Source organism: Ureibacillus yapensis (assembly GCF_003515775.1).
Classification (GTDB): domain Bacteria; phylum Bacillota; class Bacilli; order Bacillales_A; family Planococcaceae; genus Ureibacillus; species Ureibacillus yapensis.
Genome location: NZ_QWEI01000002.1, coordinates 403,009 through 429,175, shown reverse-complemented (window position 1 = coordinate 429,175; position 26,167 = coordinate 403,009). Strand labels below are relative to the sequence as shown.

25 protein-coding genes and 1 pseudogene are annotated in these 26,167 nt (G+C 40.5%); 24 read left to right on the top strand and 2 right to left on the bottom strand.

Features of this window, described 5'->3' with window-relative positions; all coding sequences use genetic code 11:
• Positions 1-110: 110 nt before the first annotated feature.
• The 18 genes from dnaJ to recO all read left to right on the top strand — a co-directional run bounded on the left by dnaJ (position 111) and on the right by recO (position 16,502).
• On the top strand, positions 111-1,229 hold the full coding sequence (gene dnaJ / locus D1B33_RS06830) for a molecular chaperone DnaJ (RefSeq protein ID WP_118875617.1): 1,119 nt from the start codon (positions 111-113) through the stop codon (positions 1,227-1,229).
• A gap of 76 nt (positions 1,230-1,305) precedes the next feature.
• Positions 1,306-2,244, top strand: a complete 939-nt coding sequence (prmA, locus tag D1B33_RS06825; protein ID WP_118875616.1) for a 50S ribosomal protein L11 methyltransferase — start codon at positions 1,306-1,308, stop codon at positions 2,242-2,244.
• 76 nt (positions 2,245-2,320) lie between these two features.
• Complete coding sequence (locus D1B33_RS06820) at positions 2,321-3,064, top strand: 16S rRNA (uracil(1498)-N(3))-methyltransferase (RefSeq protein ID WP_118875615.1); 744 nt, start codon at positions 2,321-2,323, stop codon at positions 3,062-3,064.
• A 15-nt stretch (positions 3,065-3,079) separates the two neighbouring features.
• Positions 3,080-4,417, top strand: coding sequence for a tRNA (N(6)-L-threonylcarbamoyladenosine(37)-C(2))-methylthiotransferase MtaB (gene mtaB / locus D1B33_RS06815; protein ID WP_118875614.1), 1,338 nt, complete (start codon positions 3,080-3,082; stop codon positions 4,415-4,417).
• A gap of 145 nt (positions 4,418-4,562) precedes the next feature.
• A complete protein-coding gene (gene deoC / locus D1B33_RS06810; protein WP_118875613.1) occupies positions 4,563-5,231 on the top strand; it encodes a deoxyribose-phosphate aldolase in 669 nt (222 codons plus the stop codon).
• 109 nt (positions 5,232-5,340) lie between these two features.
• Positions 5,341-5,514 (top strand): 30S ribosomal protein S21, encoded by a 174-nt coding sequence (gene rpsU / locus D1B33_RS06805; protein WP_004227078.1) that lies wholly within the window; start codon positions 5,341-5,343, stop codon positions 5,512-5,514.
• Between the two features lie 280 nt (positions 5,515-5,794).
• Positions 5,795-7,120: an NfeD family protein gene (locus tag D1B33_RS06800; RefSeq protein ID WP_118875612.1), complete on the top strand. Its 1,326-nt coding sequence runs from the start codon at positions 5,795-5,797 to the stop codon at positions 7,118-7,120.
• A gap of 2 nt (positions 7,121-7,122) precedes the next feature.
• Complete coding sequence (gene floA / locus D1B33_RS06795) at positions 7,123-8,121, top strand: flotillin-like protein FloA (RefSeq protein WP_199677370.1); 999 nt, start codon at positions 7,123-7,125, stop codon at positions 8,119-8,121.
• 35 nt (positions 8,122-8,156) lie between these two features.
• Positions 8,157-8,636, top strand: coding sequence for a hypothetical protein (locus tag D1B33_RS06790; RefSeq protein ID WP_118875610.1), 480 nt, complete (start codon positions 8,157-8,159; stop codon positions 8,634-8,636).
• A 136-nt stretch (positions 8,637-8,772) separates the two neighbouring features.
• Positions 8,773-9,024, top strand: a complete 252-nt coding sequence (locus tag D1B33_RS06785) for a hypothetical protein (RefSeq protein ID WP_118875609.1) — start codon at positions 8,773-8,775, stop codon at positions 9,022-9,024.
• On the top strand, positions 9,011-10,135 hold the full coding sequence (locus D1B33_RS06780) for a sporulation protein YqfD (RefSeq protein WP_158582930.1): 1,125 nt from the start codon (positions 9,011-9,013) through the stop codon (positions 10,133-10,135). Before D1B33_RS06785 ends, D1B33_RS06780 begins: the two co-directional genes overlap by 14 nt.
• 3 nt (positions 10,136-10,138) lie before the next feature.
• Positions 10,139-11,095 (top strand): PhoH family protein, encoded by a 957-nt coding sequence (locus D1B33_RS06775; RefSeq protein WP_118875607.1) that lies wholly within the window; start codon positions 10,139-10,141, stop codon positions 11,093-11,095.
• 123 nt (positions 11,096-11,218) lie between these two features.
• On the top strand, positions 11,219-13,336 hold the full coding sequence (locus D1B33_RS06770) for an HD family phosphohydrolase (protein WP_118875606.1): 2,118 nt from the start codon (positions 11,219-11,221) through the stop codon (positions 13,334-13,336).
• A gap of 39 nt (positions 13,337-13,375) precedes the next feature.
• Positions 13,376-13,861: an rRNA maturation RNase YbeY gene (gene ybeY / locus D1B33_RS06765; protein ID WP_118875605.1), complete on the top strand. Its 486-nt coding sequence runs from the start codon at positions 13,376-13,378 to the stop codon at positions 13,859-13,861.
• Entirely contained in the window at positions 13,848-14,198 is a 351-nt protein-coding gene (locus tag D1B33_RS06760; RefSeq protein ID WP_118875604.1) for a diacylglycerol kinase family protein, read from the top strand. Before ybeY ends, D1B33_RS06760 begins: the two co-directional genes overlap by 14 nt.
• Before the next feature lie 22 nt (positions 14,199-14,220).
• Positions 14,221-14,634, top strand: a complete 414-nt coding sequence (locus D1B33_RS06755; protein ID WP_118875603.1) for a cytidine deaminase — start codon at positions 14,221-14,223, stop codon at positions 14,632-14,634.
• On the top strand, positions 14,615-15,532 hold the full coding sequence (gene era / locus D1B33_RS06750) for a GTPase Era (RefSeq protein WP_118875602.1): 918 nt from the start codon (positions 14,615-14,617) through the stop codon (positions 15,530-15,532). Before D1B33_RS06755 ends, era begins: the two co-directional genes overlap by 20 nt.
• Positions 15,533-15,716: 184 nt before the next feature.
• Positions 15,717-16,502, top strand: a complete 786-nt coding sequence (recO, locus tag D1B33_RS06745; RefSeq protein WP_118875601.1) for a DNA repair protein RecO — start codon at positions 15,717-15,719, stop codon at positions 16,500-16,502.
• A gap of 8 nt (positions 16,503-16,510) precedes the next feature.
• Here the strand turns inward: recO and D1B33_RS06740 are convergent, their stop codons facing one another.
• Together D1B33_RS06740 and D1B33_RS06735 are read right to left on the bottom strand one after the other, a co-directional pair.
• The gene (locus D1B33_RS06740) at positions 16,511-16,984 is read right to left on the bottom strand and encodes a hypothetical protein (RefSeq protein ID WP_118875600.1); all 474 of its coding nucleotides are present in this window, start codon (positions 16,982-16,984) and stop codon (positions 16,511-16,513) included.
• Positions 16,985-17,496: 512 nt separating this feature from the next.
• Positions 17,497-18,885 (bottom strand): glycine--tRNA ligase, encoded by a 1,389-nt coding sequence (locus D1B33_RS06735; RefSeq protein WP_118875599.1) that lies wholly within the window; start codon positions 18,883-18,885, stop codon positions 17,497-17,499.
• A gap of 649 nt (positions 18,886-19,534) precedes the next feature.
• On the opposite strand from D1B33_RS06735, the gene D1B33_RS06730 reads away from it, so the two are divergent.
• The 6 genes and pseudogenes from D1B33_RS06730 to D1B33_RS06705 form a co-directional block, all read left to right on the top strand.
• The gene (locus D1B33_RS06730; protein ID WP_118875598.1) at positions 19,535-20,173 is read left to right on the top strand and encodes a transcriptional regulator CcpN; all 639 of its coding nucleotides are present in this window, start codon (positions 19,535-19,537) and stop codon (positions 20,171-20,173) included.
• 11 nt (positions 20,174-20,184) lie between these two features.
• Positions 20,185-21,000: a pyruvate, water dikinase regulatory protein gene (locus D1B33_RS06725; protein ID WP_118875597.1), complete on the top strand. Its 816-nt coding sequence runs from the start codon at positions 20,185-20,187 to the stop codon at positions 20,998-21,000.
• A gap of 314 nt (positions 21,001-21,314) precedes the next feature.
• On the top strand, positions 21,315-23,141 hold the full coding sequence (gene dnaG, locus D1B33_RS06720; protein WP_118875596.1) for a DNA primase: 1,827 nt from the start codon (positions 21,315-21,317) through the stop codon (positions 23,139-23,141).
• A 32-nt stretch (positions 23,142-23,173) separates the two neighbouring features.
• Positions 23,174-24,301, top strand: a complete 1,128-nt coding sequence (gene rpoD, locus D1B33_RS06715) for an RNA polymerase sigma factor RpoD (protein ID WP_118875595.1) — start codon at positions 23,174-23,176, stop codon at positions 24,299-24,301.
• A 486-nt stretch (positions 24,302-24,787) separates the two neighbouring features.
• Positions 24,788-25,351: a hypothetical protein gene (locus D1B33_RS06710; RefSeq protein WP_118875594.1), complete on the top strand. Its 564-nt coding sequence runs from the start codon at positions 24,788-24,790 to the stop codon at positions 25,349-25,351.
• 4 nt (positions 25,352-25,355) lie between these two features.
• Positions 25,356-26,114, top strand: a pseudogene (locus D1B33_RS06705) (acyl-CoA dehydrogenase family protein); the annotation flags it as partial.
• Between the last annotated feature and the right edge of the window lie 53 nt (positions 26,115-26,167).

Sequence of the window (26,167 nt, the reverse complement as noted above, 5' to 3'; positions counted from 1 at the left end):
CATTGCAAACTTAGCAATTTTAAAAATTAAGTGAATAAAATCATTCATCATATACAGTGATTTTTGAACATGTTAAAATAGACGTTATGAAAAAGAGCGGAGTGTGAACGATGAGTAAACGCGATTATTATGAAGTGCTTGGCGTTAGTAAGAGCGCCAGCAAAGATGAAATAAAGAAAGCGTATCGCAAACTTTCAAAACAATATCACCCAGATCTTAATAAAGAGCCAGGTGCAGACGAGAAATTTAAAGAAATTGCCGAAGCGTACGAAGTTTTAAGCGATGATACAAAACGTTCGCAATATGACCAATTTGGCCATGAAGGACCGAACCAAGGTGGATTTGGCGGTTTCGGCGGCTCTGGATTCGGCGGCTTCGAGGATATCTTCAGCTCGTTCTTTGGCGGCGGTGGCCGTCGTTCTGATCCGAACGCTCCAAGAAAAGGCGATGACCTTCAATATCGAATGAATATTTCGTTCGAGGATGCCGTTTTTGGTAAGCAAACTGAAATAGAGATCCCAAAAGATGAAACATGTGATACTTGTCATGGATCCGGCGCAAAACCGGGAACGAGTCCGCAAACTTGTACAACGTGTAATGGGGCAGGGCAAGTTAACCAAACTGTCGAAACACCATTTGGACGCATGGTAAACCGCCGCACATGCAGCACATGTCGAGGTACAGGCAAGATTATTCCAGAAAAATGTACAACATGTCACGGTACAGGTACTGTCCAAAAACGCAAAAAAATTAAAGTAACCATTCCAGCAGGTGTTGACGATGGCCAACAATTGCGTGTATCCGGTCAAGGTGAACCTGGTATAAACGGTGGACCGGCAGGAGATTTATATATTGTCTTCAGTGTGCGCAATCATGAATATTTTGAACGCGATGGAGACGATATTTACTACGAATTAAAATTAACGTTCCCGCAAGCTGCTCTTGGCGATGAAATCGAGGTTCCGACGATTCATGGCAAAGTAAAACTTAAAATACCTGCGGGTACACAATCGGGAGCTCAATTCCGCATTAAAGATAAAGGGGTTAAAAACGTACATGGCTACGGTACCGGTCACCAATATGTCATTGTAAAAGTAATGACTCCTACAAAGTTGACAGAAAAACAAAAGCAATTATTGCGAGACTTTGCGGAAATCAGCGGAGATATCCCTGAAGAACACGGAAGTTCGTTATTCGATAAAATAAAAAAAACTTTTAAAGGCGAGTAATTTTGAATGCGTCCAAAAAATTGGGCGCTTCCATTTTGATTTCCCTAGCATCAAAAGTATAAGGAGCTGATTGTAAGTGAAATGGGCAGAATTGTCGGTTTTAACAACGAACGAAGCGGTTGAAGCAATTTCGAATATATTTCATGAAGCAGGCGCAAGCGGTGTTGTCATTGAAGATTCAACAGAAATGGAGAAGGAGCGAGTAGATCAGTTTGGTGAAATCTATGATTTGGATCCAAATGATTTTCCGACGAGCGGGGTGGTTGTCAAAGCTTATCTGCCGGCATCCAGTTTTTTAGTAGAAACTGTTGAAGAACTAAAACTTGCAATCACGAATCTAGAAAATTTTGATATTAATTTGGGTGACAATCTTTTCTCAATTACGGAAGTGAATGAAGAAGATTGGGCTACTGCATGGAAACAATATTATCATCCGGTGAAAATTTCGGAACGTTTTACAATCGTGCCGACTTGGGAAGAATATACACCAGTGAATACTGATGAACTGATTATTGAACTTGATCCTGGCATGGCTTTTGGAACAGGCACGCACCCCACAACGGTTATGTGTCTTCAAGCATTGGAAAAAGTAGTGAAGCAAGGCGATTTTGTTGTTGATGTGGGGACAGGTTCGGGTGTCTTATCCATCGCAGCAGCAATGCTGGGTGCGAAAAAAGTACATGCGCTTGATTTGGACCCGGTAGCCGTAAAATCAGCCAAAGAAAACATTGAACATAACAAAGTGCAGCAAATTGCAGAAGTATACCAAGGCAACCTGCTGGATACAGTTACCGGGCAAGCAGATGTTGTCGTAGCAAATATTTTGGCCGAAGTCATCATGACCTTTACAGATGATGCTTTCTCCATTGTGAAACCAGGAGGGGTTTTTGTCACTTCCGGTATTATTAATGCAAAAAAGGAAGATGTCAAACAAGCTTTGGTTGAATCTGGTTTTACTATCAAAGAAGTGTTAATGATGGAGGATTGGGTGGCAATTATTGCACTGCGTCCATAACTTCGAGGAGTTGTCCCGAAACCCAGGGCAACTCCTTGTCCTTTTGAAAAAGGTGAGATTACGCCGGAGGTAGAGTATGCAACGATATTTTGTAGAAGAATCATTTAATGAACTAAGTGAAATAACAATCATGGGTGAAAATGCCCGCCATATTTCAAAAGTAATGAGGATGGACATCGGCGAGGAAGTCGTCGTCGTGCATGATCATACGGCTTATATATGCGAAATCATTTCAATTGGCCAAGAAGTTGTCGTAAAGCAAACAGGAAAGACGATACCATCCCCTGAAATGCCGATTAAAGTGGATATTGCATGTGGGTTGCCCAAGGGCGATAAATTTGAACTCATCGCACAAAAAGGGACTGAGCTTGGCATGCATGCGTTAATTCCTTTTAGTGCAGAACGATCGATTGTTAAATGGGATGAGAAAAAAAGCGAAAAAAAAATAGAGCGTTTGCAAAAAATCGCACAGGAAGCTGCAGAGCAATCGCATCGAACACATATTCCAAAGATTGGTCTCCCTTTATCGTTTAACAAATTACTGGCACTATTGCCAAGTTATGATGCGGTATTTGTGGCAGATGAAGAAGATGCAAAGAAAGAAAACCGAACAAGATTTGCGGATAAATTAAAAAAAGTGTATGATAATGAATCGAAGTCGATTTTATTAATTTTCGGACCAGAAGGCGGAATTTCCCGCAACGAAGCAAAAAGCTTGATAGAAGCAGGTGCGCAAATAATGTCTCTGGGGCCTAGAATATTACGGGCAGAAACAGCGCCTTTATATGCGCTGGCTGCGATATCTTATGAATTTGAATGAAAGAGGTGTTAGCCGGTGTCAACCGTGGCTTTTCATACATTAGGCTGCAAAGTGAACCATTATGAAACAGAAAGCATTTGGCAGCTATTTAAAGAACAAGGATATGAACGTACGGAATTTGAGCATCAAGCGGACGTTTATGTAATTAATACATGTACCGTTACAAATACAGGTGATAAAAAATCGAGACAAGTAATTCGTCGTGCGGTACGGCAAAATCCGGATGCCGTGATTTGTGTAACAGGATGTTATGCGCAAACTTCACCAGCTGAAATTATGGCAATTCCCGGAGTGGATATTGTTGTGGGAACACAAGATCGTCAAAAGATGCTGGGTTATATTGATCAATATAAAAAAGAACGCCAACCGATCAATGCGGTAGGTAATATTATGAAAAATCGCGTATATGAAGAGTTGGACGTACCTTATTTTACAGACCGTACACGTGCCTCTTTAAAAATCCAGGAAGGATGCAACAATTTCTGTACTTTCTGCATCATTCCATGGGCTCGCGGATTAATGCGTTCACGTGATCCACAAGAGGTGATTCGCCAAGCGCAACAATTGGTAGATGCGGGTTATCTTGAAATTGTCTTAACAGGTATTCATACAGGCGGGTATGGCCAGGATTTCAAGGATTATAATTTGGCGCAATTGCTTCGAGACCTTGAAGAGAATGTTAAAGGATTAAAACGCCTGCGAATTTCATCGATTGAAGCTTCTCAATTGACGGACGAAGTAATTGACGTTTTGAAAAACTCGAATATTGTTGTGCGCCATTTGCATATTCCAATTCAATCTGGTTCAGATACAGTTTTAAAACGTATGCGTCGTAAATATACAATGGATTTCTTTGCTGAACGTTTGGCGCGCTTGAATGAAGCATTGCCGGATTTGGCCATTACTTCAGATGTTATTGTTGGTTTCCCGGGAGAAACGGAAGAAGAGTTCATGGAAACATACAACTTTATTGCAAAGCATCAATTTGCGGAACTGCACGTTTTCCCATTCTCCAAACGTACTGGTACACCGGCGGCAAGAATGGAAGATCAAATTGACGAAAATGTAAAAAATGAACGCGTTCATCGATTGCTTGCATTGAATGATCAATTGGCCAAAGAATACGCTTCTCGTTTTGAAGGAGAAGTATTGGAGATTATCCCTGAAGAACACTACAAAGAATCGGATCAAGAGAATCTATTTGTAGGATACACAGATAACTATTTACGCGTGGTCATTGAAGGTACGGAAGAAATGATTGGAAAACTAGTAAAAGTAAAAATCAACAAAGCAGGCTATCCACATTGTGAAGGTCAATTTGTACGTGTATTGGAAGAACAGGCTCTAGTTTAACCATCCGAACTTTCGGATGGTTTTTTTGAGTCCATTCAGTGCAACAGACAGCAAGTTTATTTATCAAATAGTTTGTCATTTCACAACGATTGCGTTTAATGGTATTATGGTAGAGGTACGTACAACTTATAAAGGGAGTAATTTTATGGCTCAAAACTATGCAGCAATGATTGATCATACATTGCTAAAACCTGAAACGACAAAAAATCAAATTGAAAAATTATGTGAAGAAGCAAAAAAATATGAATTTGCATCTGTTTGCGTTAATCCAACATGGGTGAAAAATTCCGCACAGCTGCTAGCAGGTTCAAACGTCAAAGTTTGTACAGTAATTGGTTTTCCGCTAGGTGCTACAACATCGGAAGTAAAGGCTTTTGAAACAAAAAATGCGATTGAAAACGGTGCACAGGAAATTGATATGGTCATCAATATCGGCGCACTAAAAGATCAACAATATGATCTAGTTCGCGAAGATATCAAAGCGGTGGTAGACGCTGCAAATGGTACATTGGTAAAAGTGATTATTGAAACTTGCCTTTTAACGGATGATGAAAAAGTGAAAGCATGTGAATTATCTGTGGAAGCTGGTGCAAACTTTGTTAAAACGTCTACCGGTTTCTCAACAGGCGGTGCAACTGCTGAAGATGTTGCCTTAATGAGAAAAACGGTTGGAGCGGATATCGGTGTAAAAGCATCCGGCGGTGTAAGAAGCCTTGAAGATATGAAGAAAATGATTGAAGCCGGTGCTTCCCGTATTGGTGCAAGCTCTGGTGTAGCCATCATGAATGGATTAATTTCGGATTCTAATTATTAATTTTATTCTATGTATTGACTCATTTGGGACAATACGTTATAATTCTTTAGTACACAACTAACATATGTTGATTGTGTATTGACGTGTGTTCGGAGGGAGGGAAAGAGAGATGTCAAAAACTGTCGTTAGAAAAAACGAATCGCTTGAAGATGCTCTTCGCCGCTTCAAACGTACTGTATCTAAAAGTGGTACTATTCAAGAAGTTAGAAAACGCGAATTTTACGAAAAACCGAGCGTAAAACGTAAAAAGAAATCAGAAGCTGCACGTAAACGTAAGTGGTAATTTCCTATCAATCCCTACGTTCATAACACGCAATTTTATGATTCAACAAAGGTAAAAAACTGATATACCCTAGTATTTGTTCTCAAATACTAGGGTATTTTACATTTTTAAGATGGAAAATTGGTAACATTTGCACTCATTCCTTTTTTTAAATACTTATTGGGGTAAAATATAAATAATAGATTTTTTTGAATCTTTTTTGATGGTTCATCCGTATTCTTTACTAAGTACTCTGTGAAAAGTTTTTTAAGGTCTTGTCTACGATAAAGGAGGGTAGAAAATGAAGAAAATACGTTTGTTTAGTTGGATGCTTCTTTGTTTGATATCAATTTCCTTGCTGCTTCCAATCTTATCTGTTCAGGCCAGCGGAAAGGTGTATCATGTTCCGCTTGAAAATGAAGTGGAAGACGGGTTAAAAGCCTTTCTTGAAAGGGCATTCAATGAAGCGAAAGAACAAGGTGCCGAAAAAATCATACTAGAAATACATACACCTGGTGGGTATGTGACATCCGCAGATGAGATTGGTAAATTAATTGATAAACAACCAATTGATGTCATTGCTTTCATTAACTCGAAAGCCCTTTCAGCAGGAGCCTATATAGCGCTGCATGCCAAAGAAATCTATATGGTTCCCAATGCTACAATCGGTGCTGCAGCCATTATCGACGGTGCGGGAAATGCGGCCGGAGAAAAAGCCAACAGTGCCTGGATTGGTGCAATGGAAGCTGCGGCCGAGGCAAAGGATAGAAATCCAATCTTTGCACAGGCAATGGCAGATTCGTCGGTGAACCTTCCAAAATACAGGGCTCCGGAAGGAAAACTTTTAACTTTATCCGCCGAAGAAGCACTGGAAGTTGGCTATTCAGAAGGGACAGTATCCAATCTGGACGAACTGCTGAATAAATTAAATCTATCTGACAGTGAAGTAGTTTCAGTAGAACCGACATTTGCGGAAAAACTCGCCCGGTTTATTACAAATCCGCTTGTTGTTACGTTGTTATTGACAATTGGCTGCTTCGGCTTGGTAATGGAATTATTTTCCCCAGGATTTGGCTTTCCGGGTATCATTGGTCTGGCGTCATTTGCCCTATTCTTCTTTGGTCACACCATTGCGGGCTTTGCCGGATACGAATCGGTCGTTGTCTTCATTATAGGATTTGCACTCATTCTGGCAGAGTTGTTTATCCCAGGAGGTATTGTTGGGATAATTGGTGGAGGATTGATGCTAATCAGTTTATTATTCGCAGGGGAAAGTGTGGTTCATATGGCATATTCCATTTTAATCGCCGTGTTTATTGCAACTATAGGAATGGTGATAATTATGAAGTTCTTCGGAAAAAATCTTTATCTTTTTAATAAGCTTATTTTGCGTGATGCAACAACTACTGAAGAAGGATATGTTTCGAATATCAATCGAATCGACCTATTGGGCAAAGTTGGAGATTCCGTGACACCCCTCCGTCCTGCTGGTGCGGTCATTATTGGAAATGAGCGAATCGATGCAGTGTCGGAAGGAATTTATATTGAAAACAATAAAAAAGTAGAAGTAGTTCAAGTGGAAGGTTCACGAATTGTCGTGAGAGAAATTAAAAAAGGAGTGGAATAGGCATGGTTTTTGATGCAGCAGCAATTAGTTTAATCGTAACGATTGTCTTGATCGTTATTGTGCTGGCAGTTATTTTAACGGTTGTACCGGTAGCTCTGTGGATCAGCGCATTGGCAGCTGGAGTTCGGGTAAGTATTTTCACATTAATCGGGATGAGGCTGCGAAGAGTTATTCCTGCGCGGGTTGTCAATCCTTTGATTAAGGCACATAAAGCAGGTTTGGAAGTAACCATTAATCAACTCGAGTCCCACTATTTAGCAGGCGGGAATGTGGACCGGGTAGTAAACGCCTTGATTGCAGCCCACCGCGCCAATATCGAGTTGACATTTGAACGCGCAGCAGCCATCGATTTGGCTGGCCGTGATGTTTTGGAGGCCGTACAAATGTCCGTTAACCCAAAAGTAATCGAAACACCATTTATCGCCGGTGTGGCTATTAACGGGATTGAAGTGAAAGCGAAAGCACGGATTACGGTTCGTGCGAACTTGCACCGATTAGTCGGTGGTGCAGGGGAAGATACAATCATCGCTCGTGTAGGCGAGGGGATTGTATCCACGATTGGTAGTTCCGACAGCCATTCAAAAGTGTTGGAGAACCCGGATTTAATCTCACAAACTGTTCTTTCCAAGGGATTGGATTCCGGAACGGCCTTCGAGATTCTTTCTATTGACATTGCAGACGTTGACGTTGGGAAAAATATCGGTGCAGAGTTGCAAATCGAGCAAGCGCAGGCGGATAAAAATATCGCCCAAGCCAAAGCGGAAGAACGCCGTGCAATGGCCGTAGCGGAAGAACAAGAGATGGTTGCAAAAGTTCAGGAAATGAAAGCGAAAGTAGTGGAAGCGGAAGCCGAAGTTCCGATGGCAATGGCAGAGGCGCTGCGCTCAGGCAACTTTGGGATTATGGATTATATGAACTACAAAAATATCCAGGCAGACACTTCCATGAGAGATTCCATTTCAAAAGTAACGAATGATAAACAGGATGGAACGAAAAAATAAAGGCATGCACACCTGAAGAAGGGAGTGTCGACTAAGTGGAAGGGATTATCATGATGGTTGTCTTATTTATTATAAGTTCAATCATCAATAGCACCAAAAAGAAAAATGAACATCAAAAAACAATGCCGCCATTTAATAATCAGCCCTCAAAGCAAACTTTTGATGTACCAGGTGAACGTCAAAAAAAGAATGGGCCCCGCAGTCTTGAGGATTTTGCTAATGAAGTCTTTCAGCAACTGAATGGAAAATCACTCAAATCTTCGGACAGTCGTGTATCTTCCGAGCAAGAAACAGAGAAAGAGGTTGAAACAATACCTTCAAAATCGACTGAAAGAGCATCATTGAATGAAAATCGTTCGACGGCTCGCTTGGGTGGAAGAATCAATTCCAATGCAGAGAATGATCATATGAAGTTGAATGACATTGACAGTTTGATTCCTGCTAATCGACGTGCATTGGTGCAAGCAGTGATTACTTCCGAGATTCTGGCTCCGCCAAAAGCGAAACGAAAATAGCGGCAGGTGGATTAGCTTCATTGACTTAGTGAAGTTCACAAATACGCCAAGGCGCATCTGACACATTGTCAACTTAATAATTTACACATGCCCCCCTTTCTTAAAGCATATACTTATGCGAAAGGGGGCTTTTTATTTGAAAAAATTATTCCAGACAGACCCATTAATTGAAATTGTAAATAGCAGCCAACTTCGCTTGATTGGCACCTATAAGTTTTTGGAAGCTTCGGAAGGGCATTGCTCGTTTATATATGAAAATTTTTCATTTTTAATAAAGGCAAATCGTGTACATATAGATGTGATGAAAGAGGAAGAATTTATACTGCATGTAGAAAACTTATTATTGATTGAAATGAAAAGACAGGTGAATGATTATGGAAAAGTTTGATAATCGCCCTGTCGAAATTACGATTGTCCAGAGCAATGGAGCCCATGCCTTTATTCAAAACTTGCATGTAAAAGGAATAAAAATCAGAAATTTAAAACATCATGAAAAAAACATACACTTTGAGATTGCACGAAAAGATTTAAAAGTCCTTCGGGCATCCCGAAAAAAGTATCGTGTAAGAATGAAAATACGCTATATGCAAGTGTCGCGGATTTTCCAGAAAAATAGTTGGACAGCTATTGGCTTGCTTCTCCTCATTCTGTTCCCGATGATCGGCTCCCAGCTAATGTGGGATATTAATGTGGAGGCAGAAACGCCTGAACTGCGAGTTGCGGTGGAAAATGTGATTCAAGAAAAACTGGCTTTGGAACAACCAATCTTAAAAGGGAAAGTACAGTCTGATTTTGTCATCCGCCAAACCATCATGGAGGAATTAAGGGATTTGTCGTGGGTGCATATTCTGAAAAAAGGCAGCAGCATGACAATCATTCCCCAAATGGCTCCTATTACTGACAATAAAAATAATATAAGCAAGGAGAAGAATCATTTAATTGCTGCTAAAAGCGGTGTTGTTACACACTTTGATATTTCGAGCGGGGAACGCCGTGTATTGCCGAATACGACGGTATATAAAGGCGATACGCTTGTTTCAGGGGTAATAACAGTAGGAGACAAGTCTGTTGTTGTAGGTGCTGAAGGTGGCGTTTATGCGGATTACTGGCTCGAAACAGAGTTTGCCATTCCTAAGCAAGTTCAATATATTTCAGCCAATTCCAGGGAATGGGTATTTGATTTCAAATTAAACGAAGAAAAGGAGCAGGGAAAATCGTTTCAAAAGGTCGATTTACCGGTATGGCTTTCAAGTTTTGTCGAAATCACAGCAGTTCAAAAGTACAGCACAGTGACGCAAGAAATCACCGAAGAGCAAATCGAATCGTTTATTTTGCCTCTATTGCACGAAAAAATTTTAAAATCTTTGCCGCCCAAAACGATTATAAAAAAGGAAAACGTTTTGCACGTTTCATTCGATGATGATAAAGTGAAAGGGAAAGTCTTATTTTTGGTAAATGAAAATATTGCAGAAAACTACCCAATTGACCAAGGAGATTGATTTATGTCAGAACAATTATCAGAATTACAAGTTGAAAACCCTAATGAAGCAGTCATGCTTCTTGGAATGTCGGATGCGAACATAAAGCTGATTGAAGAGACATTCCAGGTTCAAATTATCACTCGCGGTGCAGTAATTCAAATCGCAGGACCCGAACCCCAAAAGCAACAGGCGAGGGATTTGCTGCATGCGCTCTTAAAGGTAATTCGCAAAGGTGTAAATATTGATTTGCGTGATGTTGCTACAGCAATCGAAATGGTAAATAAAGGGACAATCGAATATTTTGCTGAATTATATGATGAAGAAATTGCTCGAAATTATAAAGGGAAGCCCATCCGTGCGAAAACGATTGGCCAGCGGGAGTACATAAAAGCCATTCGTCACCACGACCTCGTATTTGGCATTGGGCCAGCAGGTACCGGTAAAACTTATTTGGCGGTAGTAATGGCCACGCAGGCTCTGAAGAACGGACATGTTAAACGAATTATTTTAACAAGACCTGCAGTGGAAGCTGGAGAATCTTTAGGGTTTTTGCCTGGCGATTTAAAAGAAAAGGTGGATCCATATTTAAGGCCCCTTTATGATGCCTTGCATGATATATACGGACAAGAACAAACACAGCGCTTAATTGAGCGCGGGACAATCGAAATTGCACCGCTGGCATATATGCGCGGCCGAACATTGGACGATGCATTCGTCATTCTCGATGAAGCCCAAAATACAACGCATGCACAAATGAAAATGTTTTTAACGCGGTTGGGTTTTGGCTCCAAAATGGTGATTACCGGCGATAAATCACAGATTGATTTACCGAAAAATACAGAATCGGGATTAATTATTGCCGAGCGAAGCTTAAAATATGTGAAAGATATTCAATTCAAAATGCTGGAGGCGGGAGATGTAGTTCGCCATCCGCTTGTTGCCAAAATCATCCATGCATACAGCGATCAAGAATTGTAATTTCAAACTGTAAAGAATGAATGTGTACGTTTTACGTGCACATTTTTTATTTTCCAAAAAACTTCGATGAAATTAGTTTCATAAATTGGTAAACTATTCATATAGACATTTGGGGGTGCGCAAGTGGAAAAGCATTTTAATAGATTGCTGAACCTGATCAGTTTTCGGACCTTATTAATCGTCACACTATTCACAACCGGTGTGCTGCAATTTTTCCTGATGTTCGGGAATATACACAGTACTACATATGATATTCAAGCTTTCCAGCTCGCTCCGGAAACGATTCGCGCCGTAAAGACAGTGGAAGACACCGTTAAGACGCAACAAGAACGTGAACAAGCAGAAAGCAGCGTAGAACCAGTCTATTTATTCAATGAGGAAATGGCAGAACATCGAGCCGCATTTGTACGTTCCTTATTTGATATCGTACTGGATGTAAGAAAAGAAATAGATGCCAAAACCGAAGAAGTTCCAATGGAAGAACAAATCGAGTTATTAAGTGTCCAGTTGAGAGAAATTACGGATAGCCAATCTCAACTGAATTTTACCAATAGCCAATTGCAGTCGCTTTTGACAGCTCCTAAATCAGCGATCAGTGCTGCGAAATCTTTTCTGGCAAAAGAAGTGGAAACCATGTTGGAAGAGGCAATCCGAGCAGAAGATGTCGCGCTCAAACGAAGCGAATTGGAATCCAGCATACGTCAGCAAGGTGCGCTTGATGAAAGTATTTTAAGCGCTGTCATCATGATCGGACGAGCCGCAATTGTCGAAACCGAAATTTTGGATGAAGTCCGGACTGAAGAGTTGGTTCTTCAAGCCCAGGAAGAGGTAGAGCCTACCCGAATTCTGCAAGGGCAGATTATCGTTCAAGAGGGCGAATTGATTGACCGTGAAGTGTATCGGCAGTTAGAATTACTTGGTCTTTTGGATAATCAGACAACAACAAAACCGATTGTGGGTTTAATCATTTTGATTATCTTGCAGATGGCTTTTTTGTATATTTTATTTATACAATTAAATATGGAAATCGAGAAAAAAAGAAAAGCGTTGTTCGTTACCGCAAGCGTTTATTGTATTTCTCTCGTATTAATGAAGATTTTAAGTTTGCTATCTGATGAATTTGAATCAACCATCGCCTTTTTATATCCTACTGCATTGGCGACAATGCTTGTAAGGCTTCTGGCCAATGAAAGAGCGGCAGTATTGATTACCGTATTAACGGCTGCCTCAGGGGGCATTATTTTCCATGAAGGCTTTTCTGCAGTCCTTCAAATGGATATTGCTCTGTACATTATTTTCGGCGGGCTTTCAAGCGTTTTCTTTATGAGAAGCTTCGAGAAAAGGTCACACCTATTAAAGGCATGTGGAGTAGTAGCGATTTTTAATTTATTATTTATTGCTTTTTATTTGCTCATGTCCCAGACGAATTATGATGTGTTTGAACTGATGTATTATGTGATTGCGGGCATTGCTTCGGGTATATTATCCGGGGCGCTTACCATGGGATTATTGCCTTTCTTTGAATCAGCCTTTGGATTATTGTCGACAATGAGGTTAATTGAGTTATCAAATCCAAATCATCCATTGTTAAAAAAGTTGTTAACGGAAACACCCGGCACCTATCATCATAGCGTAATGGTGGCGAACTTGGCTGAAACTGCTTGTGAAGCGATTGGTGCAGATGGACTCTTGGCCCGGGTGGCATGTTATTATCATGATATAGGAAAAACAAGAAGACCCGCTTTCTTTATTGAAAATCAAATGTCCGGTATTAATCCGCATGATTCATTGCCGCCGGAAAGAAGCGCCGAAATCATCATTGCCCATACAACAGAAGGGGCCGACCTTTTGGAAAAACATAAAATGCCGAAAGAAATAGTTGATATTGCACTTCAGCATCATGGAACGAGCACTTTAAAATTTTTCTTGCATAAAGCAAAAGAAGAAAATGAAGAAGTGGATGAAAAGAAATTCAGCTATCCAGGTCCAAAGCCGCAAACGAAGGAAGCGGCTGTCATCAATATTGCAGATAGTGTGGAAGCAGCTGTCCGTTCGATGAAACACCCCAATGCCGAAAAGGTTCAGCAGCTGGTACATTCCATTATTCAAAGCCGTGTACAGGAACACCAATTCGATGAATGTGATGTCTCCATCAAGGAATTGAAGCAAATTGAAAACGTTCTTTGCGAGACGTTGAATGGGATTTTCCATTCAAGAATTGAATATCCAAAAGAGGGATAATTTAATTCAAAAGGCGAATAAGATTTTTAGGAGGAACCTATGCTCAGTATTGATTTTTTAGATGAAACAAATGAAGTGAAGGAGCAGCATATTGACTTAGTCGAAAAATTGCTCCAGCATGCTGCAGAAACATTGGAAATTGAAGATGGCAGTGAAGTATCAATCACGTTTGTTACAAATGAAGCAATTCATGCCATTAACCGTGAATACCGCGATAAAGATCAACCCACGGATGTGATTTCCTTCGCTCTTGAAGAATTGGGAGAAGGAGAAGTTGAAATTGTAGGAGAAGGTATTCCAAGAGTTTTGGGCGATATTATTATCTCGACAGATCGAACAAGGGAACAAGCCGAAGATTATGGCCATTCGTTTGAACGCGAATTGGGGTTCCTGGCGGTTCATGGGTTCTTGCATCTGCTGGGCTACGACCATATGACAGAAGAGGATGAAAAAATCATGTTTGGGAAACAGGACGAAATTTTATCGTCGTTTGGCCTGGGTCGTGATTTTCATGGACGTTCGTAAGCTGATTAAATCTTTTGGATTTGCTTTTTATGGCATCTTGACGGCACTGCAAGAGCAAAACATGCGCATTCATTTTTTGAGCGCGCTGGTTGTCATCATAGCTGGGTTATTAACAGGTCTGTCTTATACAGAATGGCTAATCATTACGGTTATTATCGCTCTAGTCATTGGAGCTGAAATGATCAACACCGCCATTGAAAGTGTAGTTGACCTGGCATCGCCCGAACTTCACCCCCTGGCGAAGCAGGCGAAGGATGTGGCTGCGGGTGCGGTGCTTGTATTTGCCATAGCAAGTGTTATAATCGGTTTACTCATTTTTTTGCCAAAATGGGCTTAAAAGAAAGAATTGAGGGATGAAAATGGATATGAAAGAATTAATTGAACAATCAAAAACGGCCAGAGAAAATGCTTATGTGCCATACTCAAAGTTTAAAGTAGGTGCAGCACTCCTGACAGAGGATGGCAAAGTTTATCAAGGATGCAACATTGAAAATTCCAGCTATGGCTTGGCGAACTGTGCAGAAAGAACAGCGATTTTTAAAGCGGTATCCGAAGGCAGCAAGAAATTTAAAGCGATCGCAGTAGTTGCGGATACAGAAGGTCCATGTTCTCCTTGTGGAGCTTGCAGACAAGTCATTTCAGAGTTTTGTTCACCTGAAATGCCGGTTTACTTAACAAACTTAAAAGGGGATATACAGCAAACGACAGTAGGCGAGCTTTTGCCAGGCGCCTTTAAACCGGAGGATTTATCAAATGCAGGAAATCAACAATAGCTATAAGTCAGGTTTTATCTCGATTATAGGACGGCCAAACGTTGGGAAATCAACATTTTTGAACCGCGTCATTGGGCAAAAAATTGCCATTATGTCAGATAAACCGCAAACAACAAGAAATAAAATTCAAGGCGTCTTGACGCGTGAAGACTCCCAGATGATTTTCATCGATACACCGGGAATTCATAAACCCAAACATAAACTGGGCGAATTCATGATCAAAGTATCAAAAAATACATTACGAGAAGTAGATTTGATTATGTTTATGGTCAATGCCGAACAAGGGATTGGCAAGGGGGATGAGTTCATCCTTGAATTATTGGAAGGCACAAAAACACCTGTCTTTTTAGTTGTGAATAAAATCGATCAAATACATCCAGATGAATTGATTACAATTATCGAAACATATAAAGTGAAATATCCGTTCGCTGAAATTGTCCCGATTTCGGCACTGCAAGGAAATAATGTGGATCATCTCCTGGGAACAATCGAAAAATATTTGCCGGAAGGACCGCAATATTATCCTGCAGACCAAGTCACGGATCATCCGGAACGATTTATCATTTCAGAGTTGATCCGAGAGAAAGTGCTGCACTTAACAAGAGAAGAAATCCCGCATAGCATTGCGGTAGTCATTGATAAAATTAAGCGTGATGAAGAAAACGAAAATATGATTCGCGTGCAAGCAACCATTATGGTGGAACGTGATTCGCAAAAAGGGATTGTCATTGGAAAACGCGGTTCCTTATTAAAAGAAGTAGGTACCCTTGCACGAAAAGATATCGAAATGCTGCTTGGATCAAAAGTATATCTGGAGCTTTGGGTCAAAGTACAAAAAGATTGGCGAAACAAGTCCACGCATTTGCGTGACTTTGGCTATCGCGAAGATGAATATTAGAAAAGCGGAACCGCCCTTGAGGGGCTGGGCGCTGCAGCTAGACAATAGAAACTAATCAAACAGGCGAGCCGGCAAAAGGCTTGTCTGTTTTATATTTGCAAAGGAAGGGAATGAATGAATACTAGACTGTCTGCTAAATGATGTATAATGAAAATAGGAAAATATATCGAAGGAAGTGCCGCGGGTGCTACATAAATGGGAAGGCATAGTTTTAAAGTCTCGCGCTTATGGCGAGTCCAATAAAATCGTTACTTTAATGACAAGAGAAGCCGGCAAAGTAACTGTCATGGCCAGAGGTGCCAAGAAACCAACGAGTCGTTTGGCGGGTGTTACACAAACTTTTATGCATGGGATGTATGTAGTCCAAAGAACATCCGGAATGGGGACGCTCCAACAAGGCGAGCATTTGTCCTCAATGCGACATATCCAAACAGACATTTATGCGACAGCCTATGCAAGCTATATCGTAGAGCTGATTGACCGTCTTGTGGAGGAAGGGGGCCCACAACCCTTTGCATTCGAAGTACTTCAACAAGCTCTGAATGCAATTGAAGAAGAATATGATCCTGAAGCCATCGCTTTATTTGTGGACTGGAAGATGCTGCCTTTCACAGGCGTGCAGCCGATTCTTCATGCGTGTGCTTCATGTGGTGCGATAGAAGGGGAATTTGCATTTTCATTCTCACAAGGCGGTTTTTTATGTCACCGTTGTTTCCATCACGATCCATACATTATTCGACTTTCGCCAACGCAACTAAAGCTCGTTCGGATGTTCTATACAGTCCCGATTGATCAAATAGGCAAGTTGGAGTTAAAAAAGGCGACAAAACAATTTATCAAAAAAATAGTCACGACCATCTATGAAGAACAAACGGGGATTCGCTTAAAGTCACGCTCATTTATTGAGCAATTGGAAAGAACCCCATTACTGACAAGAAAATCAAGCAATGAGGATGGAAAAACAGAGTGAGCGGAAAATTATAGGACTTTACGGATGATTTCAAGGGCATCCATTTTTAATGCCTGCCAAAAAAAGGTGCTATATTCTTCAATATATTGTCGATCTTGGAATTGGGTATAGTTTTCATAGAGGTAATGGATTTTATCATGATAAAAGTGCAGACGATGATTCATTTGCTTTATATCGATGTTAAGTTCCATATAGCCATCCACCAAGCATTGCAGTTCACTCACTTTTTTTCCTATTTGTTCGTACATTTCGCTATGAAAGTTGCCCAATTTTTGATGGACATTTGATTGGCTGCGATGATGGGTTAAAAGATTGCGAAAAATTTCTAGTCTGGTATTTGCCGTGTATAAGATATGATGGTGTGATCGATGTTCAGGAAGTTCTTTATTTAATAATTCACGGACAATCGTGAGGAATTTTTCGGCAGCGGAAATTTCGATTTCCTCTTTTTTTTGCTGTTTAAATAAAGCTTGAAGGAACATCCATCTCACCTCTTATTTTTTATCCATTATAATCCAAATATTCCAACAATTCATTATAGGAATGAACAAAATGAACAAAATAAGGAAACTTTCCTATTTTAGAGAGTGAAAAAGCACACATTGAAGAAGAAAAATATCAATGTGTGCTTTATTTTAATGTAAAATTGTTAAATTAGAATTGAAGATGCTTTTCGATATAAGCTTTAATTTCTATTTAAAAGGCTTGTGCCTGTCGCTACGCTTTCGGCACAGAACTCGCATATCTTTGGAAAAAATTTCAGTTTTAAAATTATAAGTGACTTTCAATAATCTTTAACTTTTGAGATGGGCGTGCGAGTTTGCACCTGCCGCTTCGCTTTCGGTGCAGAACTCGCATACCTTCAGGAAAAGTATCTAGTTTTAGAATTTCAAATGACTTTCAATATAAGCTTTAACTTCTGAAATTGGCATTGTTTGTGCCTGTCGCTTCGCTTTCGGCACAGAGTCCGTTTTTTTTCCGAAGGCAGTACCTATTAGAATTGAAGATGCTTTTCGATATAAGCCTTTACCTCGGCAATCGGCATACGGACTTGGTCCATGCTGTCGCGGTGGCGGACTGTTACTTGGCCATCTTCTTTTGAATCGAAATCATACGTGATACAGAATGGCGTACCGATTTCATCTTGGCGACGGTAGCGTTTACCGATTGATTGTGATTCATCGTAATCGACAGGGAAGGATTTACGCAGTTCCGCCCATACTTCGCCGGCTTCGTCAGCCAATTTTTTGGACAATGGCAACACCGCTGCCTTAAATGGAGCAAGAGCCGGGTGGAAACGCAGCACTGTACGAGATTCGCCGCCCTCTAATTCCTCTTCATCATACGCATCGCATAAGAATGCCAAAGTCACACGGTCTGCACCAAGTGACGGCTCGATGCAATAAGGAACATAACGTTCGTTTGAAATCGGGTCAATATAAGTGAAATCCTCGCCGGAATTCTCCATATGTTGTTTTAAGTCATAATCCGTACGGTCGGCGATTCCCCATAACTCGCCCCAACCAAATGGGAAGCGGAATTCGATATCTGTTGTTGCATTCGAATAGTGCGATAATTCATCTTCTTCATGATCGCGAAGACGCATGCTTTCTTCTTTCATGCCCAAGTTTAATAACCAGTTTTTGCAGAATTCTTTCCAGTATTGCTGCCATTCTAAATCTTCGCCTGGCTTACAGAAGAATTCAAGCTCCATTTGTTCGAATTCGCGAGTACGGAACGTAAAGTTTCCTGGCGTAATTTCGTTGCGGAATGACTTGCCGATTTGGGCGATGCCAAATGGTATACGTTTACGCATCGAACGTTGGACATTTTTAAAGTTAACGAAAATGCCTTGTGCCGTTTCGGGGCGCAAGAAAATCTCGTTTGTAGAGCTTTCCGTAACACCCTGGAAAGTTTTGAACATTAAATTGAATTGGCGAATGTCCGTAAAGTCGTCTTTACCGCATTCAGGGCATGTCACAGCTAACTCTTCCATTTTTGCTTTCATTTGATCGAAGCTCATGCCATCGACGATAATCTCTTTGCCAGTTTTCTCAAGGGATGCTTCTTCGATTAATTTATCCGCGCGGTGGCGGGCTTTACATGATTTACAGTCAATCATTGGGTCATTGAAGTTTCCAACGTGGCCAGATGCCACCCATGTACGAGGGTTCATCAAAATGGCTGCATCCAGACCAACATTGTATTGCGATTCTTGAACGAATTTTAGCCACCATGCTTTTTTGATGTTGTTTTTCAGTTCAACTCCAAGTGGACCGTAATCCCACGTATTGGCTAGACCCCCGTAGATTTCAGATCCAGGGAAGACGAAGCCTCGGTGTTTTGCCAAGCTAACGATTGTTTCCATAGATTTTTGTGCCATAAATGTTTCCTCCTATGTTTAGTTTTTGTTCAAATTCGCCTTGGCAAATTTGAGTGGAATATAAAAGCACCCGTCTCCGGGCGTATTGCCCGGGGACGAGTGCGTATGTACACCCGCGGTTCCACCCCGCTTGATTGTTCGGTTGAAGTAAAGCGCTTCGCTGTCTCGCGTCACTTGTCAAAAATTAATCCTGGGCAAACACGATGTTTGTCATGCGGATGTTGCTGCTGTCGCTTCGCTTTCGCGCAAAAGACATCTGCCACAGGACGTGGCGGTTTTAGTCCGCAAACCTCAAAATGTTCACTCCGGTTAATTTTTTCCGCGTTCCTTGTCTGACAAACGCTTTCTTTTCAACCTCTTTCGGTTGAAGTAAAGCGCTTTTTCGCTTACTGAACTTTGAACAATCCTCTTTTTGAAAAAATGGCTCCAGGGTGCCGTTTCTCTTTTCTTGTAGGCTTGCACCAATTCCTACTCGCTGGGTATAATTGAAAAGATACTATTGTCCTGTCATTGCCTATGTTTTGCTTACCGCTATTTTATGCTATTTCTTTAAACTGTGTCAATAATATATAATTTTTATTCTTTTTTCGCACAGTTCTTTAAATTAGTATATAATATTTAAGTAAAAGTATAACACTATTTAAAGCGGGTGAGTCCAATAGAACTCAATAAACGTCAAGACACGATTCTGCAGATTGTCAAAGAAAATGGCCCAATAACAGGTGAGCAAATTGCAGAACGTTTAAATTTGACTCGGGCTACTCTTCGACCGGATTTAGCAATTTTAACGATGGCTGGCTTTTTGGATGCTAGGCCGCGAGTTGGTTATTTCTATTCCGGAAAAAAAACGATGACAACTGTAAGTGAATCAATGATGAATTTAAAAGTAGGAGATTATCAGTCCCTGCCGGTTGTTGTTTCAGAAAATATGACGGTTTACGATGCGATTGTCCAGTTGTTCCTGGAAGATGTCGGCACGTTGTTCGTTGTGGATGACCATTCATTTCTGCAAGGCGTGCTTTCCCGGAAAGACTTATTGCGAACAAGCATAGGTTCTCAAGAACTAACGAAAATACCGGTTCATATTATTATGTCCAGAATGCCCAATATTGTATATTGCAAAAAATCAGATTCATTAATCGGCGCTGCTAAAAAATTAATCGAACGCCAAGTTGACTCACTTCCTGTTGTAAACGAAACAGAGAATGGTCTTGAAATCGTTGGCAGGTTAACCAAGACCAATGTTACTAAAGCGTTTATCTCGTTAGCCGAAACGCATGATTTATAAGGAGTGCTAAATTGGAAAATTTAAAAGTATTTGTCGTATCTGATTCAGTTGGGGAAACAGGTGAACAAGTTGTGAAAGCGGCAGTTTCTCAATTTCGGCCAAACTTCGATAATACTGTGATACGCAAGTTCCCTAATATTGAAAATAATGATCATATAGAAAAAATTGTTGAAATCGCAAAAGAACAAGAAGCGATTATCGTTTTTACATTAGTTGAAGCAAAAAAGAGAAAATTCATGATGGACAGCTGCAACGAAGAAGGGCTTCCTTGGATTGATTTGCTTGGACCGCTGATTCATATTTTTGAAGATAAAGTAGGCGAGCAGCCGCGCGAAGAGCCGGGACTTGTTCACAAGCTGGATGATGAATATTTCAAAAAAATTGAAGCGGTTGAATTTGCAGTGAAATACGATGATGGCCGGGATCCTAGAGGGTTGCTATTAGCCGATGTTGTTTTGGTGGGTGTTTCCAGAACTTCGAAAACACCGCTTTCCCAATACTTGGCCCATAAACGCTATAAAGTGGCTAATGTGCCATTAGTACCCGAAATCAAGCCTCCAGAAGAATTATTCAAAGTGGATCCAAAAAAATGTTTTGGATTAGTGATTTCTACGGAAAAATTGAATGTCATTCGGAAAGAGCGCTTAATGGCTTTAGGATTAAATGATGATGCCATTTACGCAAAGCCTTCCCGTATTGAACAAGAAATCGAGCATTTTTACAAAGTAGTCGAAAAAATTGGATGTTCCATTATTGACGTAACCAATAAAGCAGTCGAAGAAACAGCAAATGTAATTATGGAAAAAATTGAACAAAACAATTTATAAGCATGAAACCATGAACCCCTCTAGTTTTAGAGGTGGTTTTTTTGCGCGCTAGAATTTTCTTTGCCATCACCTGATCGGCGAAGGCATAATTGCTGGCATTGTTCAAACAGCAAATTTCGACAATGGTTAAGAATTTTTTTATAAAAGCAACAAAAAAAGTGGAAATATTCATCTATTTGTTTTATAATGAGAAAATTGTGGTAAAAATATAATGAAATAAGGATTTTAAAAATTTAACTATTTTTGTCGAAAAAATAGAGGTTTTTAATTATTTATCTCGAATAATGTAGTAAGCATGTGAAGTTGGTGATGAAATGACTGGAAAAATACCTGAAGAGATGATTGAGCAAATCCGCTCTCAATCGGATATAGTCGATGTCATTAGCGATTATATGCAATTAACAAAAAGAGGGCGTAACTGGTTCGGATTATGTCCTTTTCACGGTGAGAATACACCTTCGTTTTCGGTGTCGCAAGACAAGCAGATTTTTCACTGTTTCGGATGCGGTGCAGGTGGCAATGCGATTACTTTTGTAATGGATATTGAGAATATACCATTTCCAGATGCTGTTGTAAAACTGGGAAGCCGCATTGGCATCAATTTGGAGCTTCAAAGCCCAAGTATGTCCAATGAAAGGTCTGCCTATTCCTTAAAAGAAGAAAAAATGCTTGAGGCTCATGCATTTACTGCCGAATATTTTCATCATTTACTGATGAACACGGAAGAGGGCGAACAAGCTTTAAATTATCTTCTAAAAAGAGGATTTACAAAGGAAAGTATCGAAACGAATGGTATAGGCTGGTCATTGCCCGCTTGGGATACGCTGTCAGTTTTGCTAAAAAGAAAAGGCTTTGACCAAGAAGAAATGGCGGAGTGCGGACTCATCATCAAGCGTGAAAGTGACCATACTTACTTTGATCGCTTTCGTGGACGAATCATGTTTCCAATTCGTGATGAAAATGGAAAAGTTATTGCTTTTTCCGGTCGAGTCATTGATTCGCAAGATGAGGCCAAATATTTAAATAGTCCGGAATCGCCTATTTTTCACAAAAGTAATGTTCTTTTTAATTTGGACAAGGCCAGAACCGTTATCCGAAAAAAACGTCAAATTATATTGATGGAAGGCTTTATGGACGTACTGGCTGCCAATCAGGCTGGTGTTTATAATGCGGTTGCAACAATGGGCACTTCCTTAACGCCTCAGCACATCACAAAGTTAAAGCGCTTAAGCGAGCAAATAATTGTTTGTTATGACGGTGATCATGCTGGTTGGGAAGCGGCCAAAAGGGCTTCTGAAATGCTGCATTCCGAAAAATTGAAAGTCCAAGTTGCTGTCTTGCCGGAAAAGTTAGATCCAGACGATTATATAAAAAAATATGGTGCCGATTCTTTTATTGGACAAATTTTAGAAAAACCTCATGCATACATTGCTTTTATGATGATGTATTCAAGGAAAAATAAAAACTTCCAATTTGAGAATGACGTATTGCAATATACCCAGGAAGTACTTGAACTCCTTGTTGGCCGATCTTCACCCATTGAACGAGATCTTTATATAAAACAGTTAGCAAGTGAAACAAATATTTCTGAGGAAGCCATATATGCACAATATCGGAAATTTGAAGCGGATCATGCCAAGAGGTATAACCGATCTGAAAGTAAACAACAACAACCAGTAAATCAAGTTGCTGCTCAAACAAAAAAATCATTAAATGCAACTGAACGTGCAGAACGGATGCTGTTATCGCATATGCTATCAAGTATCGATGTTGTTGATCATGTTTTAAGGACCCTTGAACTTCAACCTTTCATAAGAGATGGATACAATGCTGTATTTGTTCGTTTAATCGGTTTTTATGAAGAGCATGGGTCCCCGGACTACCAAAGGTTCCTTGAAGTCCTGGATGACCCCGATTTAAGAAAACTGGTGATGGAAGCTGCGCTTGCGGAGCATGATCCAGACCAGGCTGAAGCAGAAATTTCAGATTGCATAAAGCAGTTAAAAAAGCATCGGATAGAGCTAGAAATTCAAAAATTGCTTCATGATTCACAAGAAGCTGAAAAAATGCATGAGCATAAACGCGCGCTTGAAATCGCTCAGGCCATTATACAATTGAGGAAATCACTATCGGCGATTTAACCCGATTTTCGTTGTTAGAAGGAGGAAGGTTTATGGCGGACAAGTCAGAACAATCAAAAGAAGTTGTCAATGGACAGACAATTGAAGAAGTGAAAACACTTTTACAAGAAAAAGCAAAAAAAACAAATGAAATCTCGATGAAAGAGATTTCAAGCAAACTCTCTCCATTTGAGCTTGAAAATGAAGAAATCTTCCATTTTGCCGAAGATATTGAGAAAAGTTTCGGTATTGAAGTAGATGGAAAAGAAGAATTTGAAGAAGAAGTTTTAGCGAAGCAAGAAGAGAGCGAAGAAGCGTTTGATCTTAATGACTTAAGTGTTCCTCCAGGTGTTAAAATCAATGACCCTGTTCGTATGTACTTAAAAGAAATTGGTCGCGTTGACTTACTTACTGCTGAAGAAGAAATCCGATTGGCAGAACGTATTGAACAAGGTGATGAAGAAGCGCGCAAACGTTTGGCGGAAGCAAACTTGCGCTTGGTTGTCTCAATCGCCAAGCGATATGTTGGACGTGGGATGTTATTCCTTGATTTAATTCAAGAAGGAAATATGGGTCTTATTAAAGCCGTGGAGAAATTTGATTTCCGCAAAGGGTTTAAATTCTCGACATACGCAACTTGGTGGATCCGCCAAGCGATTACTCGTGCAATTGCAGACCAAGCCCGCACGATTCGTATCCCGGTACACATGGTGGAAACAATCAACAAATTAATCCGTGTTCAAAGACAATTATTGCAGGATCTTGGTCGCGAACCGTCTCCGGAAGAAATTGGGGAAGAAATGGATTTAACACCGGAAAAAGTGCGTGAAATCCTCAAAATCGCCCAAGAACCGGTTTCTTTGGAAACACCGATTGGGGAAGAGGATGATTCGCATCTTGGCGACTTTATCGAAGACCATGAAGCGCAATCACCATCCGATCATGCTGCATATGAATTATTAAAAGAACAGCTTGAGGATGTACTTGATACACTAACGGACCGTGAAGAAAATGTTCTGCGTTTGCGTTTTGGACTGGATGATGGCCGTACGCGTACGCTTGAAGAAGTAGGGAAAGTATTCGGCGTAACCCGTGAGCGAATTCGTCAAATCGAAGCAAAAGCGCTAAGAAAACTGCGCCACCCTTCCAGAAGCAAACGTCTAAAAGATTTCTTGGAATAGGTAACAAGAAAAGCGGAAGCGCCCTGCTTAGCCCCGCGTAGACGAAAACGCAACGTCCTGTTGCATCGTCGACATGACTAACATCCTGTGAGCCTCAAGCGCTGGCCGACAACAACGCCACGTCGTGTGGCAGATGTTTTTTGCGCGAAAGCGAAGCGACAGCAGCAGATGTTTTAACTGTACCGAAAGCGAAGCGACAGGTACATTGTCGGCACTTGTACATCTATGTACGGCGGAAGGCCCGAATCGAAAGCATCTTTTCAGCTTTCGACCGAGGGCAGATGTTTTTTGCGCGAAAGCGAAGCGACAGCAGCAGACCGCGACCTCGAGGGGCTGGGTGGCTTGCGCTAGACACTGCTCGAAATCTTTATAAATTAAAGGCATCCAAATTTGGATGCCTTTTTAATTTAAATTAACTATCCCTAGCTCCTTAAAATAAGATAAAATGGAAATATACATAATTCTACAAATTTGGAGACAATTAAAATGCCAAATCCTCGACAAAAAATTATCCTGAACGAAATACTTTTTTGGAAACAAAATAAATTATTGCCGGAGCATTATTGCGATTTTTTGATGACGTTATACTCTGAAGGCAATGAGCTTGAATTGGAGGACGAGATTAGCCCTAAAAAATCCCTTAAGGCTAAAGAAAAGAACAAAAAAATTCTCTCCTCAATACTCGCAGCTGTTTTCACCATTGCATTGATTGCCATCTTGTTTTTGGCTTCCAACTTAACGTGGCTGGTTGCCATCATGGTTGGCTTCGTTGCGATTTTACTATTCATATTTGCTTTTCGCTTAGCCAAGAAGGAAGATGTCTTGGCACCGATTTTGCAGGTATCATCGGCCCTTTTATTTTTTGGTTTGTGCGTAAAAGTAGGTACCGAATATTTCTCTGAACAACCATTTATACTCTTGGGCTTGCTAACGGCCAATTGCATTTTGTGGCTATTGACGGGCTTTAAATTTAAATTATTGTATTTCACGATATCCGGAATAGTAGGGTTACTAGTATTAATTGGTTACTTTGCGATATCATTCTTTTAGCATCTTAACCGAACCAAATGTCGGTTCGGATGCTGGCGGTACAGAAACCAAAGCGCAATTAAAAGATGGGGATTTTGGTATCAATGGCTCAAAAGTTTTTATTACGAATACAAATTTTGCCAAGCATTTGGCTTTCTCAGCCATAACAGACTCCAAAAATGGGAAGGAAATAAGTGGAATTATTGTCCGGACGGATTCTGAAGGATTCACTATTAATAGCGATTATGAAAAAATGGGATTGAATGCCTCCAATACGACGGAGCTTATTGGAGAATGTTAAAGTCCCCGAAGAAAATTTATTAGGAACAATGGGAAAAGTATACGAGCAATTCTTGGTCACCCTGGATGGGGGGCGAATCGGAATTGGAGCGATGGCAGTCGGGATTGCATAGGCTGCTTTCGACAAAGCAGTTTCCTACTCCATACAAAGAAAGCAATTTGGCAAAAGCCTTTCCCATTTCCAGGCGATTCAGTTTAATTTGCTGATATGGCTGTGAAAATCGAATTAGCGAGAAATATAGTTTATAAAGCAGCTTGGCTAAAAGACCAGGGAAAGCGATTTAGCAAAGAAGCAGCGATTGCCAAACTATGCATCCAAAATGGCGGTTGAAGTAGCAGACGAAGCCATCCAAATCCATGGCGGGTATGGGGATATGAAAGAGTATGAAGTTGAAGATACTTAAGGGATGCCAAATTGCTGGAAATCGGGGAAGGCACAAATGAAATTCAAAAACTGGTCATCGCTCGTCATATCCTGCAGTAAAACTTTCTTGTCCAATTTGTGTCAATACTTGTAAAAGTTGCACATAAGGGCTT

Excerpts from the sequence above, each read along its gene's own strand:
- D1B33_RS06775 (WP_118875607.1), top strand. The coding sequence starts at position 10,139 with ATGTCAGAACAATTATCAGAATTACAAGTTGAAAACCCTAATGAAGCA.
- D1B33_RS06755 (WP_118875603.1), top strand. The coding sequence starts at position 14,221 with ATGGATATGAAAGAATTAATTGAACAATCAAAAACGGCCAGAGAAAAT.
- D1B33_RS06800 (WP_118875612.1), top strand. The coding sequence starts at position 5,795 with ATGAAGAAAATACGTTTGTTTAGTTGGATGCTTCTTTGTTTGATATCA.
- D1B33_RS06820 (WP_118875615.1), top strand. The coding sequence starts at position 2,321 with ATGCAACGATATTTTGTAGAAGAATCATTTAATGAACTAAGTGAAATA.
- dnaJ (WP_118875617.1), top strand. The coding sequence starts at position 111 with ATGAGTAAACGCGATTATTATGAAGTGCTTGGCGTTAGTAAGAGCGCC.
- ybeY (WP_118875605.1), top strand. The coding sequence starts at position 13,376 with ATGCTCAGTATTGATTTTTTAGATGAAACAAATGAAGTGAAGGAGCAG.
- rpsU (WP_004227078.1), top strand. The coding sequence starts at position 5,341 with ATGTCAAAAACTGTCGTTAGAAAAAACGAATCGCTTGAAGATGCTCTT.
- D1B33_RS06710 (WP_118875594.1), top strand. The coding sequence starts at position 24,788 with ATGCCAAATCCTCGACAAAAAATTATCCTGAACGAAATACTTTTTTGG.
- deoC (WP_118875613.1), top strand. The coding sequence starts at position 4,563 with ATGGCTCAAAACTATGCAGCAATGATTGATCATACATTGCTAAAACCT.
- floA (WP_199677370.1), top strand. The coding sequence starts at position 7,123 with ATGGTTTTTGATGCAGCAGCAATTAGTTTAATCGTAACGATTGTCTTG.
- D1B33_RS06760 (WP_118875604.1), top strand. The coding sequence starts at position 13,848 with ATGGACGTTCGTAAGCTGATTAAATCTTTTGGATTTGCTTTTTATGGC.
- D1B33_RS06780 (WP_158582930.1), top strand. The coding sequence starts at position 9,011 with ATGGAAAAGTTTGATAATCGCCCTGTCGAAATTACGATTGTCCAGAGC.
- era (WP_118875602.1), top strand. The coding sequence starts at position 14,615 with ATGCAGGAAATCAACAATAGCTATAAGTCAGGTTTTATCTCGATTATA.
- D1B33_RS06740 (WP_118875600.1), bottom strand. The coding sequence starts at position 16,984 with ATGTTCCTTCAAGCTTTATTTAAACAGCAAAAAAAAGAGGAAATCGAA.
- D1B33_RS06735 (WP_118875599.1), bottom strand. The coding sequence starts at position 18,885 with ATGGCACAAAAATCTATGGAAACAATCGTTAGCTTGGCAAAACACCGA.
- dnaG (WP_118875596.1), top strand. The coding sequence starts at position 21,315 with ATGACTGGAAAAATACCTGAAGAGATGATTGAGCAAATCCGCTCTCAA.
- rpoD (WP_118875595.1), top strand. The coding sequence starts at position 23,174 with ATGGCGGACAAGTCAGAACAATCAAAAGAAGTTGTCAATGGACAGACA.